Origin of the sequence: Oceaniovalibus guishaninsula JLT2003, from assembly GCF_000299575.1 — a bacterium.
GTDB lineage: Bacteria > Pseudomonadota > Alphaproteobacteria > Rhodobacterales > Rhodobacteraceae > Palleronia > Palleronia guishaninsula.
Genome location: NZ_AMGO01000001.1, coordinates 1 through 25740 on the forward strand (window position 1 = coordinate 1; position 25740 = coordinate 25740).

The 25740-nt window shown below is 66.5% G+C and carries 23 protein-coding genes; 11 read left to right on the top strand and 12 right to left on the bottom strand.

What is annotated here, in order from left to right; translation table 11 throughout:
* Nucleotides 1-180: 180 nt before the first annotated feature.
* A complete protein-coding gene (gene thrS, locus OCGS_RS00005) occupies nt 181-2139 on the bottom strand; it encodes a threonine--tRNA ligase (protein ID WP_007425154.1) in 1959 nt (652 codons plus the stop codon).
* 125 nt (nt 2140-2264) lie between these two features.
* Here thrS and OCGS_RS00010 point away from each other — a divergent pair, with 125 nt between their 5' ends.
* Nucleotides 2265-3026, top strand: a complete 762-nt coding sequence (locus OCGS_RS00010) for an alpha/beta hydrolase (RefSeq protein WP_007425155.1) — start codon at nt 2265-2267, stop codon at nt 3024-3026.
* Here the strand turns inward: OCGS_RS00010 and phaZ are convergent.
* Entirely contained in the window at nt 3023-4351 is a 1329-nt protein-coding gene (gene phaZ / locus OCGS_RS00015) for a polyhydroxyalkanoate depolymerase (protein WP_007425156.1), read from the bottom strand. The two genes, OCGS_RS00010 and phaZ, sit on opposite strands and share 4 nt — an antisense overlap.
* 116 nt (nt 4352-4467) lie before the next feature.
* Here phaZ and phaC point away from each other — a divergent pair, with 116 nt between their 5' ends.
* From phaC to OCGS_RS00035, 4 genes are all read left to right on the top strand, one after another.
* Nucleotides 4468-6285: a class I poly(R)-hydroxyalkanoic acid synthase gene (gene phaC / locus OCGS_RS00020; protein ID WP_007425157.1), complete on the top strand. Its 1818-nt coding sequence runs from the start codon at nt 4468-4470 to the stop codon at nt 6283-6285.
* Between the two features lie 124 nt (nt 6286-6409).
* Entirely contained in the window at nt 6410-6856 is a 447-nt protein-coding gene (locus OCGS_RS00025; RefSeq protein ID WP_007425158.1) for a hypothetical protein, read from the top strand.
* A 105-nt stretch (nt 6857-6961) separates the two neighbouring features.
* Nucleotides 6962-7510, top strand: coding sequence for a polyhydroxyalkanoate synthesis repressor PhaR (gene phaR, locus OCGS_RS00030; RefSeq protein WP_007425159.1), 549 nt, complete (start codon nt 6962-6964; stop codon nt 7508-7510).
* Nucleotides 7511-7648: 138 nt separating this feature from the next.
* A complete protein-coding gene (locus OCGS_RS00035; protein WP_007425160.1) occupies nt 7649-9268 on the top strand; it encodes a SulP family inorganic anion transporter in 1620 nt (539 codons plus the stop codon).
* Nucleotides 9269-9278: 10 nt separating this feature from the next.
* Here the strand turns inward: OCGS_RS00035 and OCGS_RS00040 are convergent, their stop codons facing one another.
* Nucleotides 9279-9884: a flavin reductase family protein gene (locus OCGS_RS00040; protein ID WP_007425161.1), complete on the bottom strand. Its 606-nt coding sequence runs from the start codon at nt 9882-9884 to the stop codon at nt 9279-9281.
* A gap of 71 nt (nt 9885-9955) precedes the next feature.
* Here OCGS_RS00040 and OCGS_RS00045 point away from each other — a divergent pair, with 71 nt between their 5' ends.
* The gene (locus OCGS_RS00045; protein ID WP_007425162.1) at nt 9956-10444 is read left to right on the top strand and encodes a GNAT family N-acetyltransferase; all 489 of its coding nucleotides are present in this window, start codon (nt 9956-9958) and stop codon (nt 10442-10444) included.
* A 42-nt stretch (nt 10445-10486) separates the two neighbouring features.
* Nucleotides 10487-11278, top strand: coding sequence for an EcsC family protein (locus OCGS_RS00050; protein ID WP_007425163.1), 792 nt, complete (start codon nt 10487-10489; stop codon nt 11276-11278).
* Here the strand turns inward: OCGS_RS00050 and ptsP are convergent, their stop codons facing one another.
* A complete protein-coding gene (gene ptsP / locus OCGS_RS00055) occupies nt 11279-13531 on the bottom strand; it encodes a phosphoenolpyruvate--protein phosphotransferase (protein ID WP_007425164.1) in 2253 nt (750 codons plus the stop codon).
* Nucleotides 13532-13870: 339 nt separating this feature from the next.
* Between ptsP and OCGS_RS00060 the strand changes: the two genes are divergently transcribed.
* The gene (locus tag OCGS_RS00060) at nt 13871-14560 is read left to right on the top strand and encodes a helix-turn-helix transcriptional regulator (protein ID WP_007425166.1); all 690 of its coding nucleotides are present in this window, start codon (nt 13871-13873) and stop codon (nt 14558-14560) included.
* On the opposite strand, the gene OCGS_RS00065 is transcribed toward OCGS_RS00060, so the two are convergent.
* From OCGS_RS00065 to OCGS_RS00095, 7 genes are all read right to left on the bottom strand, one after another.
* Complete coding sequence (locus OCGS_RS00065; RefSeq protein WP_040610196.1) at nt 14557-15816, bottom strand: aspartate kinase; 1260 nt, start codon at nt 15814-15816, stop codon at nt 14557-14559. The two genes, OCGS_RS00060 and OCGS_RS00065, sit on opposite strands and share 4 nt — an antisense overlap.
* A 90-nt stretch (nt 15817-15906) precedes the next feature.
* Entirely contained in the window at nt 15907-16968 is a 1062-nt protein-coding gene (locus OCGS_RS00070; protein WP_007425168.1) for a TRAP transporter substrate-binding protein, read from the bottom strand.
* A 29-nt stretch (nt 16969-16997) separates the two neighbouring features.
* A complete protein-coding gene (locus OCGS_RS00075; RefSeq protein ID WP_007425169.1) occupies nt 16998-18287 on the bottom strand; it encodes a TRAP transporter large permease in 1290 nt (429 codons plus the stop codon).
* A gap of 1 nt (nt 18288) precedes the next feature.
* Entirely contained in the window at nt 18289-18870 is a 582-nt protein-coding gene (locus OCGS_RS00080; protein ID WP_007425170.1) for a TRAP transporter small permease, read from the bottom strand.
* 39 nt (nt 18871-18909) lie between these two features.
* Nucleotides 18910-19425, bottom strand: coding sequence for a flavin reductase family protein (locus OCGS_RS00085; RefSeq protein WP_007425171.1), 516 nt, complete (start codon nt 19423-19425; stop codon nt 18910-18912).
* Nucleotides 19422-20303, bottom strand: coding sequence for an aldo/keto reductase (locus tag OCGS_RS00090; protein WP_007425172.1), 882 nt, complete (start codon nt 20301-20303; stop codon nt 19422-19424). Before OCGS_RS00090 ends, OCGS_RS00085 begins: the two co-directional genes overlap by 4 nt.
* Nucleotides 20303-21457 carry an LLM class flavin-dependent oxidoreductase gene (locus OCGS_RS00095; RefSeq protein WP_007425173.1) on the bottom strand — a complete coding sequence of 385 codons (1155 nt, stop codon included), beginning with the start codon at nt 21455-21457 and terminating at the stop codon, nt 20303-20305. Before OCGS_RS00095 ends, OCGS_RS00090 begins: the two co-directional genes overlap by 1 nt.
* A 91-nt stretch (nt 21458-21548) precedes the next feature.
* Here OCGS_RS00095 and OCGS_RS00100 point away from each other — a divergent pair, with 91 nt between their 5' ends.
* Both OCGS_RS00100 and OCGS_RS00105 read left to right on the top strand, forming a co-directional pair.
* Nucleotides 21549-22235 (top strand): GntR family transcriptional regulator, encoded by a 687-nt coding sequence (locus tag OCGS_RS00100; protein WP_007425174.1) that lies wholly within the window; start codon nt 21549-21551, stop codon nt 22233-22235.
* Nucleotides 22236-22242: 7 nt separating this feature from the next.
* On the top strand, nt 22243-23328 hold the full coding sequence (locus OCGS_RS00105; RefSeq protein WP_007425175.1) for a Gfo/Idh/MocA family protein: 1086 nt from the start codon (nt 22243-22245) through the stop codon (nt 23326-23328).
* Here OCGS_RS00105 and OCGS_RS00110 read toward each other — a convergent pair.
* Nucleotides 23318-24496: a cytochrome P450 gene (locus tag OCGS_RS00110; protein WP_040610198.1), complete on the bottom strand. Its 1179-nt coding sequence runs from the start codon at nt 24494-24496 to the stop codon at nt 23318-23320. The genes OCGS_RS00105 and OCGS_RS00110 overlap by 11 nt on opposite strands.
* A 154-nt stretch (nt 24497-24650) precedes the next feature.
* Here OCGS_RS00110 and OCGS_RS00115 point away from each other — a divergent pair, with 154 nt between their 5' ends.
* Nucleotides 24651-25661: a TRAP transporter substrate-binding protein gene (locus OCGS_RS00115; protein ID WP_040610161.1), complete on the top strand. Its 1011-nt coding sequence runs from the start codon at nt 24651-24653 to the stop codon at nt 25659-25661.
* Nucleotides 25662-25740 lie beyond the last annotated feature (79 nt).

A 25740-nucleotide genomic window follows, 5' to 3' on the forward strand; every position in this document is an offset into this window, starting at 1 on the left:
CCGCGGGACTGCGGCGGGACGGTGCAGCCAGGTCTTCCAAGCGTTCTGACTGCCCCGTGAAAGGGCGTTCGCCATCGAAAGTCCGTTGTCACACGGAAAAGGTTTTCCAATTCCCGCCGGGAATGCAAGCAAAACCGGGGGCCTGCCGGAAATTGCCTGCCGACGCCCCCGCCGCGGCGATCAGGCGGCGGAAGGCCGCTGATCGGGGGCAAGCGCCTCGATCCGCAATTGCTTCAGGGCATCCGCCAGCGGCAGGCTCTCGGTCGCCCTGTCGCCCAGGCGGCGCAACGTGACGCTGCGCTCGTCCACCTCGCGCTGGCCGATCGCCAGAATCACCGGCACCTTGCCGACCGAATGCTCTCGGATCTTGTAGTTGATCTTTTCGTTCCGCGTATCGGCTTCGGCCCGCAGCCCCGCCGCTCGCAGGGCCGCCACCACCTCGGCCACATAGGCATCGGCCCCCGAAACGATGGACGCCACCACGACCTGACGCGGCGCCAGCCAGAACGGCAGCTTGCCTTCGTAATTCTCGATCAGGATGCCGATGAACCGCTCGAAGCTGCCCAGAATCGCGCGGTGCAGCATATAGGGTCGCCGCTTGGACCCGTCCGCCGCGACATAGGTGGCGCCCAGCCGCTCGGGCAGGTTCGGATCGACCTGGAACGTCCCCAATTGCCATTCGCGCCCGATGGCGTCGGTCAGCTTGAAGTCCAGCTTCGGCCCATAGAACGCGCCTTCCCCTAGATCCAGCTCGAACGGATGGCCCGTCGCGGCGATGGCCGATTCGAGCGCGTTCTCGACATAGTCCCAGCTTTCCTCGGTCCCGACACGCTTTTCCGGCCGGGTCGAGAACTTGATGTCGAACCTGTCGAAACCGAGATCGGCATAGACGCTGGCCAGCATGTCGATGAACCGCGCGCATTCGCCTTCGATCTGGTCCTCGGTGCAGAAGATATGCGCGTCGTCCTGGGTAAATCCGCGCACCCGCATGATGCCGTGCAGCGCGCCCGACGGCTCGTACCGATTGCACGATCCGAACTCGGCCATCCGCAGCGGCAGGTCGCGATAGGATTTCAGCCCCTGATTATAGACCTGCACATGGCACGGGCAGTTCATCGGTTTCAGTGCGTTGACGGCCTTTTCGCGCGCGTGCTCCTCGTCAACCTCGACGATGAACATATGCTCCTGATACTTGTCCCAATGGCCCGAGGCTTCCCAGAGGCGGCGATCCACGACCTGCGGGGTGTTCACCTCGACATAGCCGGCGGCGCGCTGCTTGCGGCGCATGTAATCCTGCAACGCGACATAGATGTTCCAGCCGTTCGGATGCCAGAAGACCTGGCCGGGCGCTTCCTCCTGCATGTGGAACAGATCCATCTCGCGGCCCAGCTTGCGATGGTCGCGCCGCGCGGCTTCCTCCAGCATCGTCAGATGCGCGTCCAGCGCCTTGCGGTCCTTGAAGGCCACGCCGTAGATGCGCTGCAACATCGGGCGGCTGCTGTCGCCGCGCCAATAGGCACCGGCCACCGACATCAGCCGGAACGCATCGGCCGGCACCTGTCCGGTATGGGCCAGATGCGGGCCGCGGCACAGATCCTGCCAGTCGCCGTGCCAGTACATCCGCACCGGCTCGTCGCCCGGAATGGCCTGGATCAGCTCGACCTTGAAGGGATTGCCGCGGTCCTCGTAATGGGCGACGGCCCGGTCGCGCAGCCAGATCTCGGTCCGCACGGGGTCGCGCGCGGCGATGATCTCGCGCATGCGCGCCTCGATCAGGCCCAGATCCTCGGGGGTGAACGGTTCGGCCCGGTCGAAATCGTAATACCACCCGTTCTCGATCACCGGGCCGATGGTCGCACGCACGTCGGGCCAGATCTCCTGCACGGCGCGCGCCATGATATGCGCCAGATCGTGCCGGATCAGCTCAAGCGCCGCGTCGTCGTCCTGCATCGTGTTGATCGCGATGGCGCCGTCGTGTTCGATGGGCCATTGCAGATCGACATGCCGCCCGTCCAGCATTGCCGAAATCGCCTTCTTCTCCAGCGATTTGGAAATCGACGCGGCAACGGCTGCGGGGGTGACGCCCGCGTCGTAATCGCGGGCGTTGCCATCGGGAAAAGTCAGGGTGACGCTGGCCATCGGGCGCTCCTCGTCGGTTCGGCGCCTACGGAACGCCCGGTTGCAGGATGCCGCCTAGGTGGCGTCGGGCGCGGGGGGTGTCAAGCGGGATTGCCCCCGCCGCAAGCCCGTTTAGGGTGCGCCGCATGAATTATCTCGACACGCCTTCGGGCCGCCGCATCGCCCATCACCTCAGCCCCGGCCGGGGGCCTTGCATCGTATTTCTGGGCGGCTTCCGATCCGACATGGAAGGCACCAAGGCGGTGCATCTCGACGACTGGGCGCGGGGGCAGGGCCGCGCCTTCCTGCGCCTCGACTATTCGGGGCACGGTCGATCCTCGGGCCGGTTCGAGGATGGCTGCATCGGCGACTGGGCCGACGACGCGACCGAGACCGTCGCGCGGCTGATCGACGGTCCGGTGGTCCTGGTCGGGTCCAGCATGGGCGGCTGGATTTCGATGCTGGTGGCACGGCGCCTGGGCCGGATGGCGGGCTTCGTCGGCATCGCCGCCGCGCCGGACTTCACCGAAGACGGGTTCTGGTCCTCGTTCGACGAAGGCCAGCGCGCCCGCCTGATGCGCGACGGGCAGATCGCCCTGCCGTCCGCCTATGGCGATCCCACCATCGTCACCCGCCGCCTGATCGAGGACGGGCGCCGCCACCTCGTCCTGCGGGATCCGGCCCCCGATATGGGGCGGGTGCGGCTGTTGCAGGGCACCGACGACGCCGACGTGCCCCGCGACACCGCGCTGCGCCTGCTGGACCATCTTCGCGGCGACGTGCGCCTGACGCTGGTCAAGGGCGCCGATCACCGCTTTTCCGATCCCCGCTGCCTGTCCCTGATCGAAGCCGCGTTGCGCGACGTGCTGGCGCCGGACAGTCAAGGCCCGGCGCCCGGTCCGTCCTAGACCGGCGTCGCGTGCCGTGCCCCGGACAGCGGGGTTTCCTTCATGTCCGCCTTCTCGACCGCGGGCGCGTTGACCGTCCGGCGCGGGCCGTCGATGCCCGAATTCTCGTCGATAAAGTTCAGCACCAGCGGGCGAATGTTGTTGCGCCAGCTGCGTCCCGCGAAGATGCCGTAATGCCCCGCGCCCGGCTCCAGATGGCTGGATTTCTTGGCATCGGGCAGGCCGGTCAGCAGGGGCAGGGCGGCAAGACACTGGCCGGGGGCCGATATGTCGTCTTCCTCGCCTTCGACCACAAAGACGGCGACATTCGTGATCGCGCCGATGTCGACGGGCGTGCCGTTGACCGTGAACCGGTTCAGCGCGATGTCGCGCTGCTTGAAGATCCGCTCGACGGTCGAAAGATAGAATTCCGCCGTCATGTCCATGACCGCCAGATATTCGTCATAGAACTTGTTGTGGCGGTCGTTGTCGCGCGCCTCGCCTTTCGCCTCGGCAATGATCTGGTTGGTGAACGCCGACAGATGCTTTTCAGCGTTCATCGAAATGAACGACGTCAGTTGCAGAAGCCCCGGATAGACCATCCGCCCGGCGCCCGCATACTTGAACCCGACCCGCTGGATGACGGATTTCTCAAGCTGGCCCATCGTCACGCGGCGGCCGAAATCGGTCACGTCCGACGGATTGGCGTCGGGGTCGACCGGTCCGCCGATCAGCGTCAGCGTCTTGGGCTGCGCCTTGGGATCCTCGGCCGCCAGATAGGCGGTCGCGGCCAGCGCCAGCGGAACCGGCTGGCAGACCGCGATCACATGCGTGTCCGGTCCCAGATGACGGATGAAATCGGCCAGATACAGGGTATAGTCGTCCACATCGAACTTGCCCTCGCTGACCGGAATGTCGCGGGCATTGTGCCAGTCCGTCACCCACACATCGGCATCCGCCAGCAGCGATTGCACCGTGGATCGCAGCAGCGTCGCGTAATGGCCCGACATCGGCGCCACCAGCAGGATGCGCCGCGTCCGGGCGGGACGGCCCTGCACCTTGAACTGCACCAGATCGCCGAAGGGTTTCTTCAGCACCGGCTCGACCGACACGACGTTGTCGCGCCCGTCGTAGTTCAGCACCGACTGGATGTCCCAGTCGGGCTTGATGACCATCCGGCTGAAGCTGCGCTGGGTCACGTCGCCCCAAGCGCGAATCACCTGAAACATCGGGTTGGGAAAAAGACCTGTCGCCGGATAGGATCCCATGGCTTCGGCCGTCGCGCCAAGCCATTGATTCGTCACGCGAATTGTCTCGGTCAGATCGTAGTTCATCATGTAACGCATCGGGTTCCTTCCACTCGGCGCCGGTTTCCATCCCTGCACGACACCGCTAGACTGTGCCGAAAGCCGGTAATGATACCGTTAATGCTGCTGTGCAGCAAATAGCAGGGGCCTCGGATATGACAACTGACGATTCCGGCAAAGTCACAACTTCCGAAGGCGATGCTGTTCCGGTGACACAGGAACTTGCGCGTAACCTTGCGCGGATGGAAGAACTGTCCGCGCGTCTTGTTGCCGCACTGTCGCAAAAGCGCGCCGTCCCCAAGGCGCTGCAAGGGCCGGGGCAGGAGCTCTACATGAAGGCCGCGACGGCCTGGATGGCCGAGGCGATGAACAATCCCGCCCGCCTGATGGAAAGCCAGATCGCCTATTGGGGCCGCACGCTGACCCACTACATCGAGGCGCAGCAGAAGCTGGCGCGCGGCGACTTCTCGCCCCCCGCGGACAAGGTCGAATCCGACCGCCGCTTCTCCGATCCGCTTTGGGAAACCCATCCCTGGTTCAACTTCGTGCGCCAGCAATACCTGATCAATTCCAGCGCCATCAGCGAGGCGGTGAAGAACCTCGAAGGGCTGGACGGACGCGACCGCAAGCGGGTGGAATACTTCACCCAGCAGATCGTCGACATGATGAGCCCCGCCAACTTCCTGTCCACGAATCCCCAGGCCCTGACCCGCGCGGTCGAGACCGAGGGCAAAAGCCTTGTCGACGGGCTGGAGAACCTCGTCCGCGACATCGAGGCGGGGCGCGGCGAATTGCTGGTCACGCTGTCGGATACATCCGCGTTCGAGCTTGGGCGCAACATCGCGACGACGCCCGGCAAGGTGGTGTTCCGCAACCGCCTGTTCGAGCTGATCCAGTATGCCCCCACGACCGACCAGGTGCATACGATCCCTCTGGTCATCTTCCCCCCCTGGATCAACAAGTTCTACATTCTCGACCTCAAGGAACAGAACAGCCTGATCCGCTGGATCGTCTCGCAGGGGTTCACCCTGTTCGTGGTCAGCTGGAAGAATCCCGATCCCAGCTATGCCGATGTCGGCATCGGCGACTATATCGAGGAAGGGTATCTCGAAGCGCTGCGCGAGGTGCGCGAAATCTGCGGCACCGACAAGGTCAACGCCATCGGCTACTGCATCGCCGGCACCACGCTGGCCCTGACGCTGTCGCTGCTGAGAAAGCGCGGCGACAATCCCGTCAACAGCGCCACCTTCTTCACCGCGCTGACCGACTTTTCCGACCAGGGCGAGGTGGGCGTTTTCCTCGACGACGATTTCATCGACGCGATCGAGGCCGAGGTGGATCGTCACGGCATCCTCGACAGGATGTATATGGCGCGCACCTTCAGCTATCTGCGTTCCAACGACCTGATCTACGGCCCCGCCATCCGCAGCTACATGATGGGCGAAACGCCGCCCGCCTTCGATCTGCTCTACTGGAACGGCGATGGCACCAATCTGCCCGCGCGCATGGCCAAGGAATATCTGCGCTGGCTGTGCCAGCAGGATCGGTTCGCCAAGGACGGCGTCGATCTTCTGGGCGAGCGTCTGACGCTTGCCGATGTCGATGTTCCGCTTTGCGCCGTCGCCTGCGAGACGGACCATATCGCCGGATGGAAGCAAAGCTATCGCGGCATTCAGGCGATGGGCAGCGCTTCCAAGACCTTCATCCTGTCCGAATCGGGCCATATCGCCGGCATCGTCAATCCGCCCAGCAAGAAGAAGTATGGCCACTGGACCAACGGCGACTGGTCCGGCTCGCCCGAGGATTGGCAGGCCGCAGCGACGTTCCACGAAGGATCGTGGTGGGGACGCTGGGGGCAATGGCTGGCCGAGCGGTCGGGCGACAAGATCCCTGCGCGCAAGATCGGCGGCGGCAAGCGCGAACCGCTGGCCGATGCGCCAGGGACATATGTGCGCGAAATTCCGGCCGCGTGACTTCCGCTGGGGAACTTTTTTGCCGATCGCCGTCCGCCGGGGGTTGCAATGCCGCGGTGCAGCATCTAGGTGGCGGTCATGACGAACCGGCGGGCGTTCCCCGCAAATGACTGGAGAGTGACCAATGGCTACGACCGATTACACCAAGCAGATGCAAGACATGATGCAGGCCTTCCCGATGGACATGTCGTCCTTCCAGGACGGCTTCAAGACCTATGCCGCGATGGGCGAAAAGCTGTCGCGCGTCGCCCTCGAGGCCGCCGAGAAGTCGACCGAGATTTCCTCGCGCTGGACGAAGGACACGCTGCACAAGATGGGCGACGTGACCACCGCCCGCGCCGAGCCCAGCGATTATTCCAAGGCCCTGACCGATTTCGCCTCCTCGCAGGCCGAGATGACCGCCGAGACGATGGCCGCCTTCGCCGAAGTCGCGAAGAAGGTGCAGATTGAAACCGTCGAGCTGATGATGGCCGCCGGCAAGAACGCGTCCGAGGACATGAACACCGCCGCCCGCAAGGCGACGAACGACATGTCCGCCGCGACCCGCAAGGCGACCGTCACCGCCAAGTAAGGTTTCTTGCACCGGTATTGCGAAGGGCGGGCCATCGGCTCGCCCTTTCTTTTTGCGCCGCAGCGGACTAGCATCGCACCGATTGCCGCCTCGAAGGAGATGTCCTTGGCCGACCCGTCGCGACCGCTGCTGATCAAGCGCTATGCCAGCCGCCGGCTCTACAACACCGAGACCAGCGATTACGTCACGCTGGAGGACATCGCGCGGTTCATCCGCGCCGGGCGCGACGTCAAGATCGTCGATTTGAAATCCGGCGACGACCTGACGCGGCAATATCTTCTGCAAATCATCGCTGAACACGAATCGCGCGGCGAATCCGTGCTGCCGATGGCGGTGCTGACCGATCTGGTGCGCAGCTACACGACGCAGGCGCAGTCCATCGTTCCGCAATTCTTGGCGATGAGCTTCGACATGCTGCGTGACGGCCAGTCGCGGATCATGGATGCGGCGATGCGGCCGATGACGGCGATGCCCGGCTTCGACGCGATGCAGACACAGCAGCGCGCCTTTCTCAAGGCCGTGACCGGCGGCATCAACCCCGACTGGCCGCCGAAAGCGCCCCAGGACGACACCAAGACCTCGCGCGACGAACTCGACGACATCCGCGCCCAGCTCGCCACGCTTCAGGCCGAACTCGCCAAGCTCGGCAAGTAGGCCCGCCGCGGAACCGCCCGCCGGGGGTGTTCTTTCCCGCCGGGATATGCGACAGGGGCGCGATCCCGCATATCGCCGACCGCGTGCCGCCCCTTTCGGGGGATGCCGCCCGCGTCGCGCCCCCCGTGAAGGCCCGCCATGAAGAAGACCCTTCTCGCCGCTCTCGGCGCGTCCATCGACACACGCGATTCGCGCCGCACGCTCGACGCCGCGCAATGGCGGACCGAGATCCTGTCGGGCCTCACCGTCGCGCTGGCGCTCGTCCCCGAAGCGGTCGCCTTTGCCTTCGTGGCGGGCGTGCATCCGCTGGTCGGTCTTTACGCCGCCTTCATCGTCGGGCTGATCACCGCGCTTTTCGGCGGTCGGCCCGGCATGATCTCGGGCGCGACGGGCGCCCTGGCGGTGGTGATGGTCAGCCTCGTCGCGCGCCACGGGGTCGAATACCTGTTCGCGACCGTCGTGCTGATGGGGCTGATCCAGATCGCCGTCGGCCTGTTGCGCTGGGGCAAGTTCATCCGCCTCGTGCCGCATCCGGTCATGCTGGGTTTCGTCAACGGCCTTGCCATCGTCATCTTCCTCGCGCAGCTCACGCAATTCCGCGTTCCCGGCTCGGCCGAGGTTTCGGGCCACGGCATGTCGGGCGGCGAATGGCTGTCGGGCCCGGTCCTCTGGGCGATGCTGGGGCTGACGGCGCTGACCATGGCGATCATCTGGGCGACGCCGAAACTCACCCGCGCGATCCCCGCGCCGCTGGCGGGCATCGGCATCGTCGCGTTGATCGTCATCGTCTTCGGCATCGACGTGCCGCGCGTCGGCGATCTGGCCTCGATCCAAGGCGGCCTGCCCAGTTTCCACATCCCGATGGTTCCGCTGAACCTGGAAACTCTGACGATCATCGCCCCTTACGCCGTCATCCTGGCCGCCATCGGACTGATCGAATCGCTGCTGACCCTGAACCTGGTGGGCGAGATCACGGGCCAGCGGGGCGGCGCGTCGCAGGAATGTCTGGCGCAGGGCGCCGCCAACACCGTCACCGGCTTTTTCGGCGGCATGGGCGGCTGCGCGATGATCGGCCAGTCGATGATCAACGTGAAGTCCGGTGGCCGCACCCGCATTTCGGGCGTCGCGGCAGCCCTGTTCCTGCTGGCCTTCATCATGGTCGCCGCCCCGCTGATCGAACTGATCCCCCTGGCCGCGCTGGTCGGCGTGATGTTCATGGTGGTGATCGGCACCTTCGCCTGGAACAGCCTCAAGATCCTGCGCAAGGTGCCGATGACCGATGCCGTGGTCATCGTTCTGGTGACGGGCGTAACCGTGGCCTACGATCTGGCCACCGCGGTCGTCGTCGGCGTCATCGTCAGCGCGCTGGCCTATTCTTGGAAGAACGCCACCCGCATCCACGCGCATACGCGGATCGACGATGACGGCGCCAAGGTCTATGCCGTGCAGGGGCCGCTCTTCTTCGGATCCGCCGACGGCTTCGCCGAGCTTTTCACGGTCGAGGACGATCCCGACCGCGTGATCGTGGACTTCGCCGGCAGCCGTGTCGCCGACCAGTCCGCCCTGACCGCGATCGAGGCCGTCGCCGCGCGCTACGAGGCCGCCGGCAAGCGGCTGGAATTGCGGCACCTCTCGCGCGATTGCCACTATCTGCTCAAGCGCGCGGGCCAGTTGATGACCGAAAGCGACGACGATCCGACCTATGCGCTCGCGGTCGATTACGGCGTGCGCACCGGGCAGCTCGGCGCGGGGCACTGATGCGGGCGGGCTATTCGCCCGGCCGTGCCAGGCTGAACAGCTCGGTCACGCGGGCGTAATCGCGATAGCCCAGCCGGGACACGGGCTGGAAGGCGGTCACGTCGAACCGCCCGTCCTTCAGGCAATCGTCCCGCAGGTGGATGCCCGTCACCTCGCCGAAGACGACGAAATTCGCCTCGCCCGGCAATTGGACGATCCGCGTCAGGCGGCATTCCAGATTGGCCGGCGCCGCGGCGACGCGGCTGCACGCCACCGTTTCGCATTCCGCCCGCGCGATTCCGGCCAAATCGAATTCGTCCACCTCCCGCTCCCACGGGCCGGACGTGCGGTTCATCGCGTCGCGCATCGCGTATTCCACGACGTTCACGCAGAAACACGCCGTCTCGCGGATATTGGCCACACTGTCCTTGGTGCCGTCGCGGTCGGGCTTGGCCGATGTGGATGCGAACATCACCTGCGGCGGGACATAGGCCACCGCGTTGAAGAACGAATAGGGCGCCAGGTTCTCCGACCCGTCCGCCCCGCGGGTCGATATCCAGCCGATGGGCCGGGGCGACACGATGGCGTTGAACGGATTGTGCGGCAGCCCGTGGCCGTCCTCGGGGCGGTAGAACATCGAACTCTCCTGGTGGTTTGGCATGCGCTTACCGCCATGCTAGGCGGCTGGCCAGTCATCAGGGGGCGGCGTTGGCGGTTCAGGTCGAAGGGGCAGGGGACTGGCGCGAGGTCGAGGCGCTGTTCGATCTGTGCTTTTCCCCGCTGCGCACGTCGCTGTCCTCCTACCGCCTGCGCGACGGCGTGCCGCCGGTGGCCGATCTCTGCCTCGTCTTCCGCACGGACGGCATGGTGGGCGGCGCGATCCGCTACTGGCCGGTGCGCGTCGGCGGGCGGCGGGCGCTGCTGCTGGGCCCCGTCGCCGTCCATCCCACCCACCAGGGCGAAGGTCTGGGTGCGCTGCTGATCCAGACCAGCCTCGACCGCGCCTGGGCCGCCGGGCATCCGCGCGTCATGCTGGTGGGCGACGCGCCCTATTACCGCCGCTTCGGGTTCGAGCGTCTGGACGGCGTGGTCATGCCGCCGCCCACCAATCCCGACCGGGTTCTGGGCCTGGCGCTTTTGGATGGCGGCTGGACCGGCGTGCGCGGCCATGTGCGGCGCGAACGCATCGCGCGCTGAGGGGGGATTGCGGCCCGTCGCATCGCGCCCCATCTTGGGCGCATGGAACACGCCGCCACCCGACCCGACGACACGCCCCAGAGCGTCGATCTGTCCCCCGAAACCCGCGCCGCTCTGGAAAAGATCGTCGTCCGCTTCCGCGCCGCCGACGGCATCGGCATGCAGGTGCTCAGCCTGATCGGCGGGCAGGCCGAAGATCTGATCGCCAAGCTGCCCGCCCCGGTGCGCGAGCGTCTGGATGCGGCCACGCGGCGGGCGCTGGAAACCGCCTTCGACGCCGCCGCGATGTCGCGCGGCCGCATCGCCGACCGGCCCGACTGGCTGAACGCCGCCTTCGCCACCGCGATGGGCGCCGCCGGCGGATCGGGCGGCCTGCCATCCGCGCTGGCCGAACTGCCCGTCACGACCACGGTGCTGCTGCGCGCGATCCAGGGCATCGCCGCCGATTACCGCTTCGATCCCGCCGATCCGGTGGTGCGCGCGCAATGCCTTCAGGTCTTCGCCGCCTCCGGCCCGCTGGAACGCGACGACGGCACCGACATGGCGTTCCTCTCGGCGCGCGTCACGCTGACCGGCACGACGATGCAGGCGATCATCGGCCGCATCGCCCCGCGCCTTGCGGGCGTGATGGGACAGAAACTGGCGACGCAGATGGTGCCGGTGCTGGGCGCCGTGGCCGGGGCCGCGACGAACTATGCCTTCACCAGCTATTATCAGGAAATGGCCCGCGTCTATTTCGGCCTGCGCGCGCTTGCCCGCGACAGCGGCGTCCCGGTCGAGGATCTGATGCGCGAATTCCGCATTCTTCTGGACCCGCCGCGCCTGATCGTCTGATCAGGCGACCTGTTCCGCGCGCAGCACATTGCCCAGCCAGTCCGTCACCGCGCGGCGCACCGACTGATCGCCGGCCGCGCGCGATGCGTCGATGGCCGCGCGCGCGTCTTCCAGGTTGACCCGCCGCAGCAGCGACTTGACCGGCCCGATGGATGCGGGCCGCATCGACAGCGCCCGGACCCCCATCGCCGCCAGGCACACCGCCTCGACCGGGCGGCCCGCATCCTCGCCGCAGAACGACAGCGGCGTCCCGGCCTCTCGGCACCGCGCGACGATCTGCTCCACGAAGGTCAGGAAGCTGACGTTCAGCGTGTCGTAACGCCGGCGCACGCGCTCGTTCTCGCGGTCAGCGGCGAAGAAGAACTGCTTGAGGTCATTCCCGCCGATCGAGATGAAATCCGCCAGCGCAAAGAACTGCTCGGGCGCGAAGGCCAGGCTGGGCGTCTCCAGCATGGCGCCGATCTCGACCTTCTCGGGCACCTTGTGGCCCAGCCGCCGCTCGCGCTCCACCTCGTCCAGCAGATGCGCGCGCGCCTCGCGGAACTCGTCGAATTGCGCGACGAAGGGAAACATCACCGACAGGGGCCGTCCGGCCGCCGCGCGGATCAGCGCCTGCAACTGCATCCGCATGATGCCAGGCTTGTCCAGCGTCAGCCGGATCGCGCGCCAGCCCAGCGCCGGGTTCGGCTCGTCCACCCGGCGCATATAGGGCAACACCTTGTCCGACCCTATATCGAGCGTTCGGAACACCACCCGCCGCCCGTTCGCGGCATCCATCACCCGCGCGTAAAGGGCGGCCAGATCGCCGCGCTTGGGCACGTTCGGCCGGGCCAGAAACTGCAACTCGGTCCGAAACAGCCCGACCCCCTCGGCGCCCGATCCTTCCAGACTGGGCAGGTCGGCCATCAGCCCCGCATTCATCGTCAGGCTGACCACCGCCCCGCAAAGCGACTGCGCCGGAAGCCCGCGCAGATCGGCATAGCGTTCCTGCGCCTTGGCCTGCATCGCCATCTTGTCGCGGAACGCCGTCGTCACGTTCTCGGACGGGCGCAGATGCACGATGCCCTGATCGCCGTCCACAAGGATGGGATCGCCGTTCAGCGCCTCGGTCGCCAGACCGTCCGCATGGATGACCAGCGGAATCGCCAGCGCCCGTGCCACGATCACCGCATGACTGCCCACCGATCCCTGTTCCAGCACGATCCCGCGCAGCTTGCGGCCGTATTCCAGCAATTCGCCCGGCCCGATATTGCGCGCCACAAGGATCGGACGGTCGGGCATCGCGGCGCCCGTATCGTTGCCCTGACCCGACAGGATCCGCAGCAGCCGGTTGGCCAGATCGTCCAGATCCTGCAACCGCTCGCGCATATAGGCGTCGGGCACCGATTCCATGCGGTTGCGCGCCGACGATTGTTCCTTCTCGACCGCCGCCTCGGCCGACAGCCCGCGGGCGATGTCGGCGCACATCCGCCGGATCCAGCCGCGCGAATGGGCGAACATGCGATAGGTCTCCAGCACCTCGCGCTGGTCCTTCTCGGCGAGCGCGATGCCGGTCATCTGGTCGTCGATGGATCCGCGCAGCGTCTCGATGGCGGCCATCAGGCGCTCGGTCTCGGCCTCGGGGTCGTCGGCGATGGGGTTCGTCACCACGACGCGCGGCTCGTGCAGCCAGACGCGCCCCTCGGCGATGCCCTCCTGCGCGACGGTGCCCTTGAACATCGCCGGGTTCTGGTGACGCGCCGACAGCGCCGCGCCCTCGCCGATGAAGGCGCCCAGCTCGGTCATCTCGGCCAGCACCATCGCCACGACTTCCAGGCCGTAAACCTCGTCGTCGGAATATTGCCGCGCCTCCTTCGACTGCACGACCAGAACGCCCAGCCTTTCGCCAAGCCGCTGGATCGGCACCCCGAGGAAGCTGGAATAGATCTCCTCGCCCGTCTCGGGCATGTAACGGAACCCGCGCGTGGACGGCGCATCGGCGGTGTTGATCGGCCTGTTCTTGCGCGCGACGCGCCCTACCAGTCCCTCGCCCAGACGCAGGCGGGTCTTGTGCACCGCTTCCGGCCGCAGCCCCTCGGTCGCGCAAAGCTCCAGCGTATCGGCATCGCGGAACAGATAGATCGAACACACCTCGGTATGCATCGACGTGGCGATGATCGTGGTGATCCGGTCCAGCCGCGCCTGTCCCGCGCTGCTTTCGGCCAAAGCCTCGCGCAGACGACCCAGCAACTTGCGGCTTTGGCTATCGGCCATGTTCCCGTCCGTTTCCCGGCCATCCCGCGCCGAGCGATCCGTATAGATCACTCCGCCCCGAAAGGGGAGAGTGCATCGTCGTCCCGGTTGAAACAACCGCCATCGACACGCCTGTCCGCACCAGCGGCCCCCCGTCCGGGGGGATTTACGGGTCGGCGGATACCGGCCTATCGTTCGTGCATTGCATGAAGTGATACTCCGGTGAAGGAGGCTTCGGCGGACAGGACGGCAGCGTCGCGACCCACCGCGTCGTCCCGTCCATCTGTCGAAGCCTCCGATTCCGTCCTTTGCCGTTGCGTCAAGTGCGGTTATCATGCGCCACCCGAACCCGGAGGCGGCATGCTTCTGCGCCTGGCGGCCCAGATCGAGACGCTGGACGACGCGCGGTCGATCTTCGACCGCTGCAAGGACGGTCTCGCCGCCATCGGACTGCCCCACGTCACCTACATGACCGTCGGTCCCGACCGCAGCGACCCGGTATTCTTCACCACCATGCCCGCGCTTTACCCCGACGGCCCGTGGGACGATCCGTTTCTCGATTATTGCTGCGCGCGTTACGCGATCACCGATATGGGTGTGGCCTTCGTCGCCGATCATCCCTATCTGCCCGACAGCGCCCGCGACCTCATCGCGCGGGCCGAAGGCATGGGGTTCGTGTCGGGCCTCGGCATCCCCGTCCGTCTGAAGGGATCGCCGCGTTTCGGCGGCTTCATCCTGGGCTGCGGCCTGCCGCGCGCCGAATATCGGGCCGCGTTCGACCCGCTGCGCGACGATCTGCGCAGCTTCTGCCTGCTGGTCCACCGCCGCCTGGACGAGGTGACGCGCCCCGCCGCCACGGACCCGCTGGCCGTCCTCAGCACGCGCGAGCGCGAGGTGATCACCCTGATCGCCCGCGGCATGACCCGCAAGGAATGCGCCAATGCCTGCGGCCTCTCGCCGCTGACCGTCGCGGACTACACCAAAAGCGCCTACCGCAAGCTCAACATCCGCGACCGCGTGGCGGCGGCAAGGCTGGTTCTGGGCGGCTAGGCGCGCACGCTGCGCTCGGCGCCCGGCTTGTCCAGGTCGAACGTGTCGTGCAGCGCTTGGACGGCCAGTTCCATGTATTTGCGGTCGATCAGCACGCTGATCTTGATCTCGGACGTGGTGATGACCTTGATGTTGATGCCCTCGTCGCGCAGCGCGCGGAACATCTGCGCCGCCACCCCCGCATGGGACCGCATCCCGATGCCCACGACGCTGACCTTGGCCGTGTCGGTGTCGGCCAGCAGTTCCGAATAGGCGAAACCGCCCGCCGCCTGCGCGTCCTCGATCGCCTTCTGCGCCCGGCCCACCTGATCGACGGGGCAGGAAAACGTCATGTCCGTGTGCCCCTGCTCGGAGATGTTCTGCACGATCATGTCCACGTTCACGCCCGCTTCGGCCAGGGGGCCGAAGATCGCGGCGGCGATGCCGGGGCGGTCCTCGACCCCCAGCAGGGTCATCTTGGCCTCGTCGCGCGCATAGGCCACGCCCGCCACCACGTTGCTTTCCATGATTTCCTCCTCGCCGCAGACCAGCGTGCCGGCATTCTCGTCGTATTCGTCGAAACTGCTCAGCACCCGCAGCTTGACCTTGTAGCGCATGGCCAGTTCCACCGACCGCGTCTGCAACACCTTGGCGCCCAGCGACGCCAGCTCCAGCATCTCCTCGAAGGCGATGCGGTCCAGTTTGCGGGCGCGGCGCACGATGCGCGGATCGGTGGTATAGACGCCGTCCACGTCGGTATAGATGTCGCAGCGCACCGCACCGAAGGCGGCGGCGAAGGCCACCGCCGTCGTGTCCGATCCGCCGCGCCCCAGCGTGGTGATGCGGCCTTCGGGGCTGACGCCCTGAAACCCCGCCACCACGGCCACCTTCATGCCGTCCGCGAACCGCGCCGCCATGGTCTCGGTCGGAATGCCGGTGATGCGCGCCGCCCCGTGCGACGAATTGGTCTGCACCGGCACCTGCCACCCCTGCCAGGACCGCGCCGGTATTTCCATTTCCTGCAAGGTCAGCGCCATCAGCCCGGCGGTCACGTTCTCGCCCGAACTGACCACGGCGTCGTATTCGCGCGCGTCGAAGAAGGGGCCAGTATCGTTGACCCAGCCGACCAGCTCGTTGGTCTTGCCGGCCATCGCGCTGACGATGACGATCACGTCGTGGCCGTTGGCCACCTCGCGTCCCACACGCTTGGCCGCGCGCCGGATCCGGTCGGGTGTGGCGACGGACGTGCCGCCGAACTTCATCACCAGCAGCGACATCGCGCCCCCAATCTGCATTGCGCGCCCGCTTTAGGGCCGGTGCGGGGCAGGGGCAAGGGCGGCGCATTCCGCGCGCCGCCCGCCGTGGCCTCACTTCATCAGTTGCGCACGCGACGTGTCGATCTCATGCGTCACCTGCTCGACCGTCCGCGTCAGCGCGTCATAGGCTTCCTCGCCGCCCTCGACGTTCTGCTTGAACCAGTCATAGACGGGCGCCGCCGCGTCCTTGAACGCCTGCTTTTCCTCGGCGCTGGGGGTATAGACGTCGCCCCCCGCCTCGGCGAACTCCCGATAGGCGTCGATGGACTTGCGCTTGGGGCTGGCGAAAGTCGCCTGCTGCAACTGATAGAACCCGTCCGACACCACCTGTTGCAGATCCTCGGGCATCGACCGGAACGCCTCGGCGTTCATGAACCACAGCGCGCCCATATAGGAATGGCCGTCCAGCGTGATGTATTTCAGCCCGGCATCGGGAAACTTCATCCCCATGATGTCGGTGATGCCGTTCTGCGTGCCCTCGACCACCCCCGTCTGGAACGAGGTGAAAAGCTCGGGCCACGGGATCGGCGTGGGCGAGGCACCCATCGCCTTGACCAGTTCCTGCGGCAGGTCGGCGACGACGGTGCGGATCTTCAGCCCCTCCAGGTCGGCGGGCGTCTGGATGCGGCGCTCGGTATTGGCGAAGTTGCGCCAGCCGCCGGTATTGCCGATGGTCATCAGCTTGATCTGATCGCCCGACGTTTCGCTCACCATGTCCTGCATGGTGGTGACGAAGGGGCTGCCGTTTTCCAGCACCCCTTCCGCCACGCGGTCGTTGTCCATCAGATAGGGCAGATCCAGCACCTGAATGAACGGAAATATCCCGCTCGCCCCGCCGGACGTGGCGATGAAGATGTCGATGGATCCGTCCGCCACGCCTTGCAGGCATTCCGCCCCGTTGGAACAAAGCTGCGTGCCGATGAACAGCTCGACCGCGATCTGGCCGTTGCTGGCGCGTTCGACATAATCCTTGAAGACGATCAGCCCGTCGTAATCCTCGTCCTGCTCGTTGGAATTGGCGGTCGCGCGCAGCGTGTATTCCTGCGCTGCGGCCGACAGGGCCGTTCCGGCGACAAGTGCGGCGGCAAGCGCCGTTCTGGCGATGGTCAGCATGGTTTTCCCTCCCTTTCTTTCGATGCTGGTCAGTCTGCGAACCCCGTCAGCCGGGGCACGGTCATGGATATGGCGGGAATATAGGTGATGAGGAAGATCATCAGGATCTCGACGGCCAGAAACGGCAGGATCGCGCGGCTGATCGTCTCGACCTTCTCGCCCGACACGGACGACGCGACAAACAGCACCAGCCCCATCGGCGGCGTCGCCAGCCCCACGGTCAGGTTCACTGACATGATGATGGCGAAATGAATGGGATCGACCCCCATGCCGACGAAGACCGGCCCCAGGATCGGCCCCAGAATGATGATCGCCGGCCCCGCATCCAGGAACATGCCCACCGCGAACAGCAGCAGGTTGATCAGGAACAGCAGGATCAGCGGATTGTCCGTCAGCGACAGGATGAAGGCGGCCATCATCTCGGGCGCGTGGGACAGCGACACCACCGTCTTGAACGCCATCGCCGCCCCCACCAGCAGCAGCACCACGGCCGAGGTGATCGCCGCGCGCGACAGCACCTCGGGGATCTCGGACAGTTTCAGCGTCCGCATCACGAACAGGCCGATGAACAGCGCATAGGCCACGGCGACGGCGGCGGCTTCGGTCGGCGTGAAGATACCCAGCAGGATGCCGCCCATGATGATCACCGGCGTCAGCAGCGGAAAGAACGCGCGCAGGCTGGCCCGGCCGCGCTCGCCCCATGTCTGCTTTCGGGTGGCGACCGGAAAATCGTAGCGGTCCGCCATCACCTTGACGACCGCCATCAGCCCCAGCCCCACCAGAACCCCCGGCACGATCCCCGCCAGAAACAGCGCCGCGACCGATTCGCCCATCACGTAGGCATAGATGATCATGATGCCCGAAGGCGGGATGATCGGCCCGATGACGGAGCTGGCCGCCGTGATCGCGGCGGCGAAGCGGCGGGTATAGCCCTGCTTCTCCATCGCCGGGATCAGCATGGATCCCAGCGCCGACGTATCGGCCACCGCCGACCCCGACAGCCCCGCGAACAGCATCGACGACAGCACGTTCACATGCGCCAGCCCGCCGCGGAAATGCCCCATCAGCGCCTGGCTGAACTCCACCAGCCGCAGCGTGATCCCGCCCTTGTTCATCAGCTCGCCCGCCAACATGAAGAACGGGATCGCCATCAGCGGAAAACTGTCCATCCCGTTATAGACGTTGCGGTAAAGCAGCACCAGGTCGCGCTCCTGTCCCGCCAGCCACAACAGGATGCCCGGCGCGAACAGCAGCCCGAAGAACACCGGCAGCCCCGCCAGCAGGAACACCAGAAAGACGGGCAGGAACCAGATCAGCATGTCATTCGGCCATGATCTCGTCGGGCGGGGCTTCCAGCGGCTTGAGGTCGCGCGCCCCGCCCAGGCTCAGCAGCGCGCGCAGGATCAGCTCGATATTGACGATCAGCAACAGCACCATGCCCAGCAGGAACGCCGCCATCATCCAGCTTCGCGGGATGCGGAACCAGCCGTCGGGCAGCGGCAGGTAAAGCGACGCGGTCGCGAACTGCCCGCCGAAGCCCGTCACCTCGGCCCAGCCGATCCGCACCGCGAAGGCCAGCACGACCCCCGCAATGGCCAGCAGCACCAGCGACAGTGCCGCTGCCGCGGCCGGGGGCAGGGCGCGCGGCAGCATGTCGATGGCCACGAACCCGCCGCGCCGATAGGCCACCGGCGCCATCAGCCCGGTCATCCACAGCATCATGAAGCGCGCCGCCTCGTCGGGCCAGGGCAGGGCGCTGTTGAGCACATAGCGCGCGAAGACCTGCACCAGCGTCACCGCCACCATCAGCGCGACGGCGACGATGGCGACCCACCGCCCCACGGGCAGCACGGCGTCGTTGAACGCCTGGAATGGCACAAGCAGGGCCCGCAGGATACCCATCCGCCGCTCCTCCCCCCCCGTGGCCCATGCCTCGCGCCGTCAATCCGCGCTTTGGAATATCCCATAGCGTCCGGCCGAGAATATCAATGGCGGCCCGTCGCGATAGTCCGCATTCAGCACCCGCCCCACGACGATGGCATGATCGCCCGCATCGTGCACCGCCTGCGTCGCGCAGTGAAACCGCGCCAGCGTGCCCTCGATCAGCGGGGTGCCGTCATCGGCCAGCCGCCAGTTCAGCCCGTCGAAGGCCTGCCCCTCGCGGACGAATCGCTGCGACAGCGCGCGCTGCTCGGCACCCATGACGTGAATGGCGAAATGGGCGGCCTCGACGAAGGGATCGTAGCGGCTCGACATCTTTGCGGGACACCACAGCACCAGCGGCGGGTCCAGCGACACGGATGCGAAACTGTTGGCGGTGATGCCCAGCGGTCCGCCCGGCACGGCACAGGTCACGACCGTGACGCCGGTGGCGAAGCGGCCCAGCGCGTCGCGCAGCGACCGCCCCGGATCGTCCGTCTCGGGGTAGCGCGATGGGCCGACGATATGGACGCTCATGCCACTTCGTGACCCAGCGCCAGCGTATAAAGGCGAAACCAGGTCTGCCGGTCCATCGTCACGCGCGCGGCTTGCCCGATGCGCGCGATCCGCTCGGGGCTGTTGGTGCCCATCACCGGCACGATGCCCGCCGGATGCGCCAGCAGCCAGGCCACCGCGACCGCCGCCCGGTCGGTGCCCTGTTCCTCGGCCACCGCGTCCAGCGCCGCCTGCAATGGCCCCGCATCCGTCATCAGCGCGCCGCCGCCCAGGGGCGACCACGCCATCGGGCGCAACCCGCGTTCCTGCACCGCCGCCAGATCGCCGTTCGTGAACGGATCGAGGCAGGCAAGGCTCAACTCGATTTGGTTCGTGACAAGCGGCGTTTCCATCGCGCCCTGCAACAGCGCGAAATCCCAGGGCCGGAAGTTCGACACGCCCACCGCGCGCACCTTGCCAGACCGCACCGCATCGTCCAGCGCGCCGCCGGTCTCGGCCCGGTCCATCATCGGATCGGGCCGGTGGATCAGCAGCAGGTCGATCGTGTCGATCCCCATCGCGCGCAGCGACGCGTCGATGCTGGCCTCGATATGGGCGCGCGACGTGTCGTAATGCTTCACCGTCACGGCCGAATGGCGGCCCATCGGCGCCACGATCCCGCATTTGGTGACGATCTCGACCCGGTCGCGCAGGGCAGGGGTCAGCGCCGCGCCCAGCAATTCCTCGGCCCTGTAGCCGCCATAGATGTCGGCCTGGTCCAGCGTGGTGATGCCCTGATCCAGACACGCCTCGATCTTGGCGCGGACATGGCCGGGCGACGTGTCGGCATCGTCGCCCAGCCGCCACATCCCGTAAACGATGCGGCTGACCGATATGTCGCCCAGCTGAATGCGCTCCATCAACGTCTCTCTCCGTTGCCCAGCGGCGTCGCGGGCATGTCCGCAGGCACCCTGCCATAGACCTGCGGCAGGGAACAGGTCTTCAACTGCGGCAATATGCGTTGCCCGATCGACCGGCATTCGTCCAGATGCGGATAGCCCGAGAAGATGAAGGCGCGGATGCCCATGCGGCGATACGCCTCGATTTCGGACAGGACCTGATCGGTGCTGCCCACCAGTGCCGCCCCGCATCCCGACCGCGCCCGCCCGATACCCGTCCACAGATGCCGCTCGACATAGCCGAAGCGGTCGGCCAGCTCGCGCGCCCGCGCCTGATGGCTGACGCCCAGGCTGGTCGCATCGTGCGCCCGGCCGCGGATCAGCGCGCCGTATTCGTCGTCCAGCGCGCTGACCAGATGCTCGGCATAGTCCCGCGCCTCGGCTTCGGTGTCGCGCACGATCACATGCACGCGCAGCCCGTAATCCAGCGTCCGCCCGTGACGCGCCGCCGCGGCATGCGCGTCCTTCATGCGCCGGGCGATCTGCTCTTTCGGTTCGGGCCACATCAGATAGACGTCGCAATGCTGCCCGCACAGATCCAGCGCGTCGGGACTGTAGCCGCCGAAATAGAGCAGCGGGCCGCCCCTTTGATAGGGCTTGGCGGGGTCCGTCGCGACGCCGTGAAAGCTGTAGATCTCCCCGTCGAAGTCGATGCTGTCCCGCGTCCAGGCTTGCTTGAGGATCTCGACCACCTCGCGCGACCGTCGATAGCGATAGGCGCTGTCGGCCGTCTCGCCCGGAAAGTCCGACGAGATGACGTTCAGCGTCAGCCGCCCCTTCAGCATGTGGTCCAGCGTCGCCACCGTCCGCGCCAGCATCACCGGCTGCATCTCGCCGCAGCGGATCGCGGCGAGGAAGGTCATCCGCTCGGTCAACGGCGCGCAGCCCGCGACGAAGCTCAGCGTGTCCTGTCCGACCTGATACGAGGACGGGCACAGGATGTTGCCGAAGCCCTGCCGCTCGGCCTCCAGCGCGATGGCGCTGCAATGCGCCCAGGACGATCGCAGCGCGCCGTCCGGCACCCCCAGCAGCGCGTAATCGTCCGAACACAGGGCCGCGAACCACGCGATTTCGGCCGCGTCCAGATCCTGCGACGTGACGGGAACGACGGTCATGCGGCCTCCTACGGAACTCTTACGCGAATATGACTTGCCTAACATCGCGGCTTCGGTGCATCAATCCTGCATCATTTCAGCGTGTGGTTCCTTGTCCGATATTTCCCCGCCCCCCGTCTGGCGTCAGATCGCCGATCTTGTCGTGCGTCAGATCGCCTCCGGCGAACTGCGCGAAGGCGACCGGCTGCCGCCCGAACGCCGCATGGCGCAGGACCACGACATCGCCGTCGGCACCCTGCGCCGCGCCTTGGCCGACCTTACCGATCGCGGCCTGATCGAACGGCGGCAGGGGTCTGGAAACTACGTGCGCCACGCCCGGCAAATCGGCGGAATGTATGAGTTTTTTCGGCTGGAACTGGTGCAGGGCGGCGGTCGCCCCGATGCCGAGATCCTGGATGTCGCGCGCCTGGCCAAGCCCCATGACGCCCCCGCGTTCGGCCCCGCCCCCGACGCCTACTGCATCCGCCGGCTGCGCCTTCTGGACGGCATCCGGGTCGCGGCCGAGGAAATCTGGCTCGACGCCACGCATGCGCTTGATCCGGCGTCGATCCAGCCCTCGCTCTACCAGACCTACCGCCGCCAACTCGGCCTCCGCATCATCCGAACAGAGGACCGCATCGGCATCGACACCATGCCGCAATGGTCTGATATTGCTATGAAATCGGCAACCTGCTGCCATGTCGCGCGCGTCTCCTGGGGGCAGGACGGACAGCCCGTCGAATATTCCCGCACCTGGTTCGACGCCGACCTCGCGCGCTACGTCTCGCGCATCGGCTGAGGGGCCCATGCCGCAACTCGTGACCTACGGCATCATCGGCTGCGGCATGATGGGGCAGGAACATCTGCGCAATATCGCGCTTCTCCCCGACGCCCGCGTCGGTGCCATCTTCGAACCGGACCCCACCATGCGCGCCGCCGCCCAGGCCATCGCTCCGAACGCCCTGATGGTCGGCGGGATCGGGGAATTGCTGGCCGTCCCCGCCCTGGATTGCGTGCTGATCGCCTCGCCGAACGACCTGCATGTGCAGCAGATTCAAGAGGTTGCGGCGCGACGTGCATTGCCGTTGATGGTCGAGAAGCCGGTATTCACCGACCCGAAGGATGCCGCCCGCGTCCGCTCGCTGGCCTATCCCGCGCCGCTTTGGGTGGCAATGGAATACCGCTATATGCCGCCGATCCGCGCGCTGATCGACAGCGTCGACGCGGCGACGGGCGGCCCCTTGATGCTGACCATCCGCGAACACCGCTTTCCGTTCCTGCCGAAGGTCGGCGATTGGAACCGCTTCTCTGCACGCTCGGGCGGCACGTTGGTGGAAAAGTGCTGTCATTTCTTCGACTTGATGCGCCTTCTTCTACGGGCCGAGCCGGTCCGCGTGATGGCGTCGGCGGGACAGGCGGTCAACCACAAGGACGAACGGATCGACGGCCGCGTGCCCGATGTCTGGGACCACGGCTATGTCATCGTCGATTTCGACACCGGCGCCCGCGCCATGCTGGAACTGTGCATGTTCGCGGAAGGCAGCCGTTATCAAGAGGATATCAGCGTCATCGGTCCCCGCGGCCGGATCGAGGCGTTCGTTCCCGGCCCGACCCGCTTCTGGCCCGGTCATCTTGGCGCGCCCCCGGTGCCCCGCGTCGTCGTCAGCCCCCGCGCACCCAAAGGGCCGCAGGATGTCGCCGTTCTGGTCGATCCAGTCCTGCTGGATGCCGGAGATCACAACGGATCCACCTACTATCAGCACGAACGCTTCGTCAGGGTCGTCCGCGGCGAAGGCAGGATCGAGGTCGGTCTGCTCGACGGCATCCGCGCGGTCGAGATGGGACAGGCCGCGCAGCGTTCCGCCGAAACGGGTCAGGCTGTCACGTTGTGACAAGAAGGCGCCGCAACCCTCTGAAATGATAGATGTCCGCGACCTGCGGCTGTTCCGCGAGGGCAAGATCGGGGCAGCGGTCGAACAGCACCCGCAAGGCGATCTGCATCTCCATCCGCGCCAGCGGGGCGCCCACGCAGAAATGCGGCCCCGCGCCGAAGGCCAGATGCGGCGCAGGCGCGTGACGCGCCCACCGACCCGGATCGAACCTGTCGGGATCTTCATAGACCGAAGGATCCCGGTTCGTCGCCCCCAGCAGCAGACCCACCCGGTCGCCGCGCGCGAAATCGTGCCCCATGAACGTCAGCGGCTCGTAGACCCAGCGCGTGAACAGGTGCAGCGGCGGATCAAAGCGCAGCGCCTCCTCGACCGTCGCGGCGGGATCGTCGGGCCGCATCCGCGTGCCCAGCAAGACGTTCACGGCATTGCCCAAGGCGTGCACCGTCGCTTCGTGCCCGGCATTCAGCAGCAGGATGGCGGTGGCGATCATCTCGGGCTCGGACAGGCGGTCGCCATCGGCATGGGCGGCGATCAGGTGCGACAGCAGATCGTCGCCCGGATCGCGTCGCCGCCGGTCGATATGATCGCGCAGGAAGTCCGAAAAATCTGCCGCAGCCCCGGCCGCCGCCACCTCGTCCGCCAGCGTCCGGCCCGCGCGATACATGCCCGTCATCGCCCCCGACCAGCGCAGCAGATCGGGGGCCGTAGCCTCGGGCACGCCCAGAAGACGCGCGATGACGATGACGGGAACATGCCGCGCGTAGCGATCCAGCAGGTCGAACGGGCCCGCCGGAAAGCCGTCGATCAGGGTGTGGCTGAGCGCCTCGATCTCGGGTGCCAGGGCGGCGATCCCGCGCGACGTGAAGGCCCGCAGGACCAGGCCGCGCAGCCGCGTATGGCGCGGGCGTTCCAGTTCCAGCATGGAATGATCCTCGACCGCATAGAAGGGTGCCAGATGTTGGGGCGGGGTCTGGCGCAACTCCTCCGGCGTTTCGCGGCCCAGCCGAGTGTCGCGGATCAGCGCGCCGACGGCCGCGTGGCTGGTGGCCACGGTCAGGTCGTAATCCTGCCACCGGACCAGATCGCCCATCGCGCGGATGCGGTGATAGAATGGATAGGGATCGGCGACAAAGGCCGGATCCTGGGGATTTTGGGTGACCATCTGCATCCTTTCGGCATGCCGCGCCCCACGCACCTTGGCAAGTCCGGTCGGTTCCGCGTCCTTCCGGCGAAAAGCCTTGGATTGCGCCGCGCGAACGGTCATCCTGCGAACCGGTCATGCCCCGAACGGGCAGACAAGCCATTACAACCGGGAGAACGAAATGAGATATCTTGCCACAACCGCGATCGTCATGACGCTTGCGGCCGGTGCTGCGACGGCGCAATCGGGCACGACGGGGTGCGACGACGGCGAAACGGTCATCAAGTTCAGCCACGTCACCAACAGCGACAAGCATCCCAAAGGGATCGCCGCGTCCTTGTTGCAGGAGCGCGTCAACGCCGAGATGGACGGCAGGGCCTGCATGGAGGTCTATCCGAACTCGACGCTTTACGACGACGATCAGGTGTTGCAGGCGATGTTGCAGGGCGACGTGCAGATGGCCGCCCCGTCGCTGTCGAAGTTCGAGACGTTCACCAAGCAGTTCCAAATCTTCGATCTGCCCTTCATGTTCGTGAACATCGACGCCGTGGACCAGTTCCAGGCCGGCGAGACGGGCCAGGCGATGAAGGATTCGATGGAGCGTCGTGGGCTGAAAGGTCTGGCCTATTGGCACAACGGGCTGAAGCAGATGTCGGCGAACAAGCCGCTGGTGACGCCCGAGGACGCGGCGGGTCTGAAGTTCCGCGTGCAGCCCAGCGACGTGATCGTGGCGCAGTTCGAGCAACTGGACGCCTCGCCGCAGCCGATGGCCTTCTCCGAGGTTTACGGCGCCCTGCAAACCGGCGTCGTTGACGGACAGGAGAACACCTGGTCCAACATCTATGGTCAGAAGTTCTTCGAAGTTCAGGACGGCGCGACCGAGACGAACCACGGTGTTCTCGATTATCTGGTCGTGACGGCGTCGGACTGGTGGGACGGACTCGACCCCGAGATGCGCGAGCAGCTCGACACCATCGTTCAGGAGGTGTCGAGCGAACGTAATGCCGCCGTCACCGAGGTGGACAACGAGGCCCGTCAGGCGATCCTCGATGCGGGGGGCACGATTCGCGAATTGACGCCCGAGCAGCGGCAGGCCTGGGTCGATGCGATGAAGCCCGTCTGGGAACAGTTCGAGGAAGGCGTCGGCGCCGACAACATCGCGGCCGCGCAGGCCATCAACGAATCGATGTAGGCCATACACGGGCGGTCCGGGTCTGTCCGGTCCGCCCGTCGGCCTAATCCGGTCGCTGGGACCATCAGGGGAGGGACGA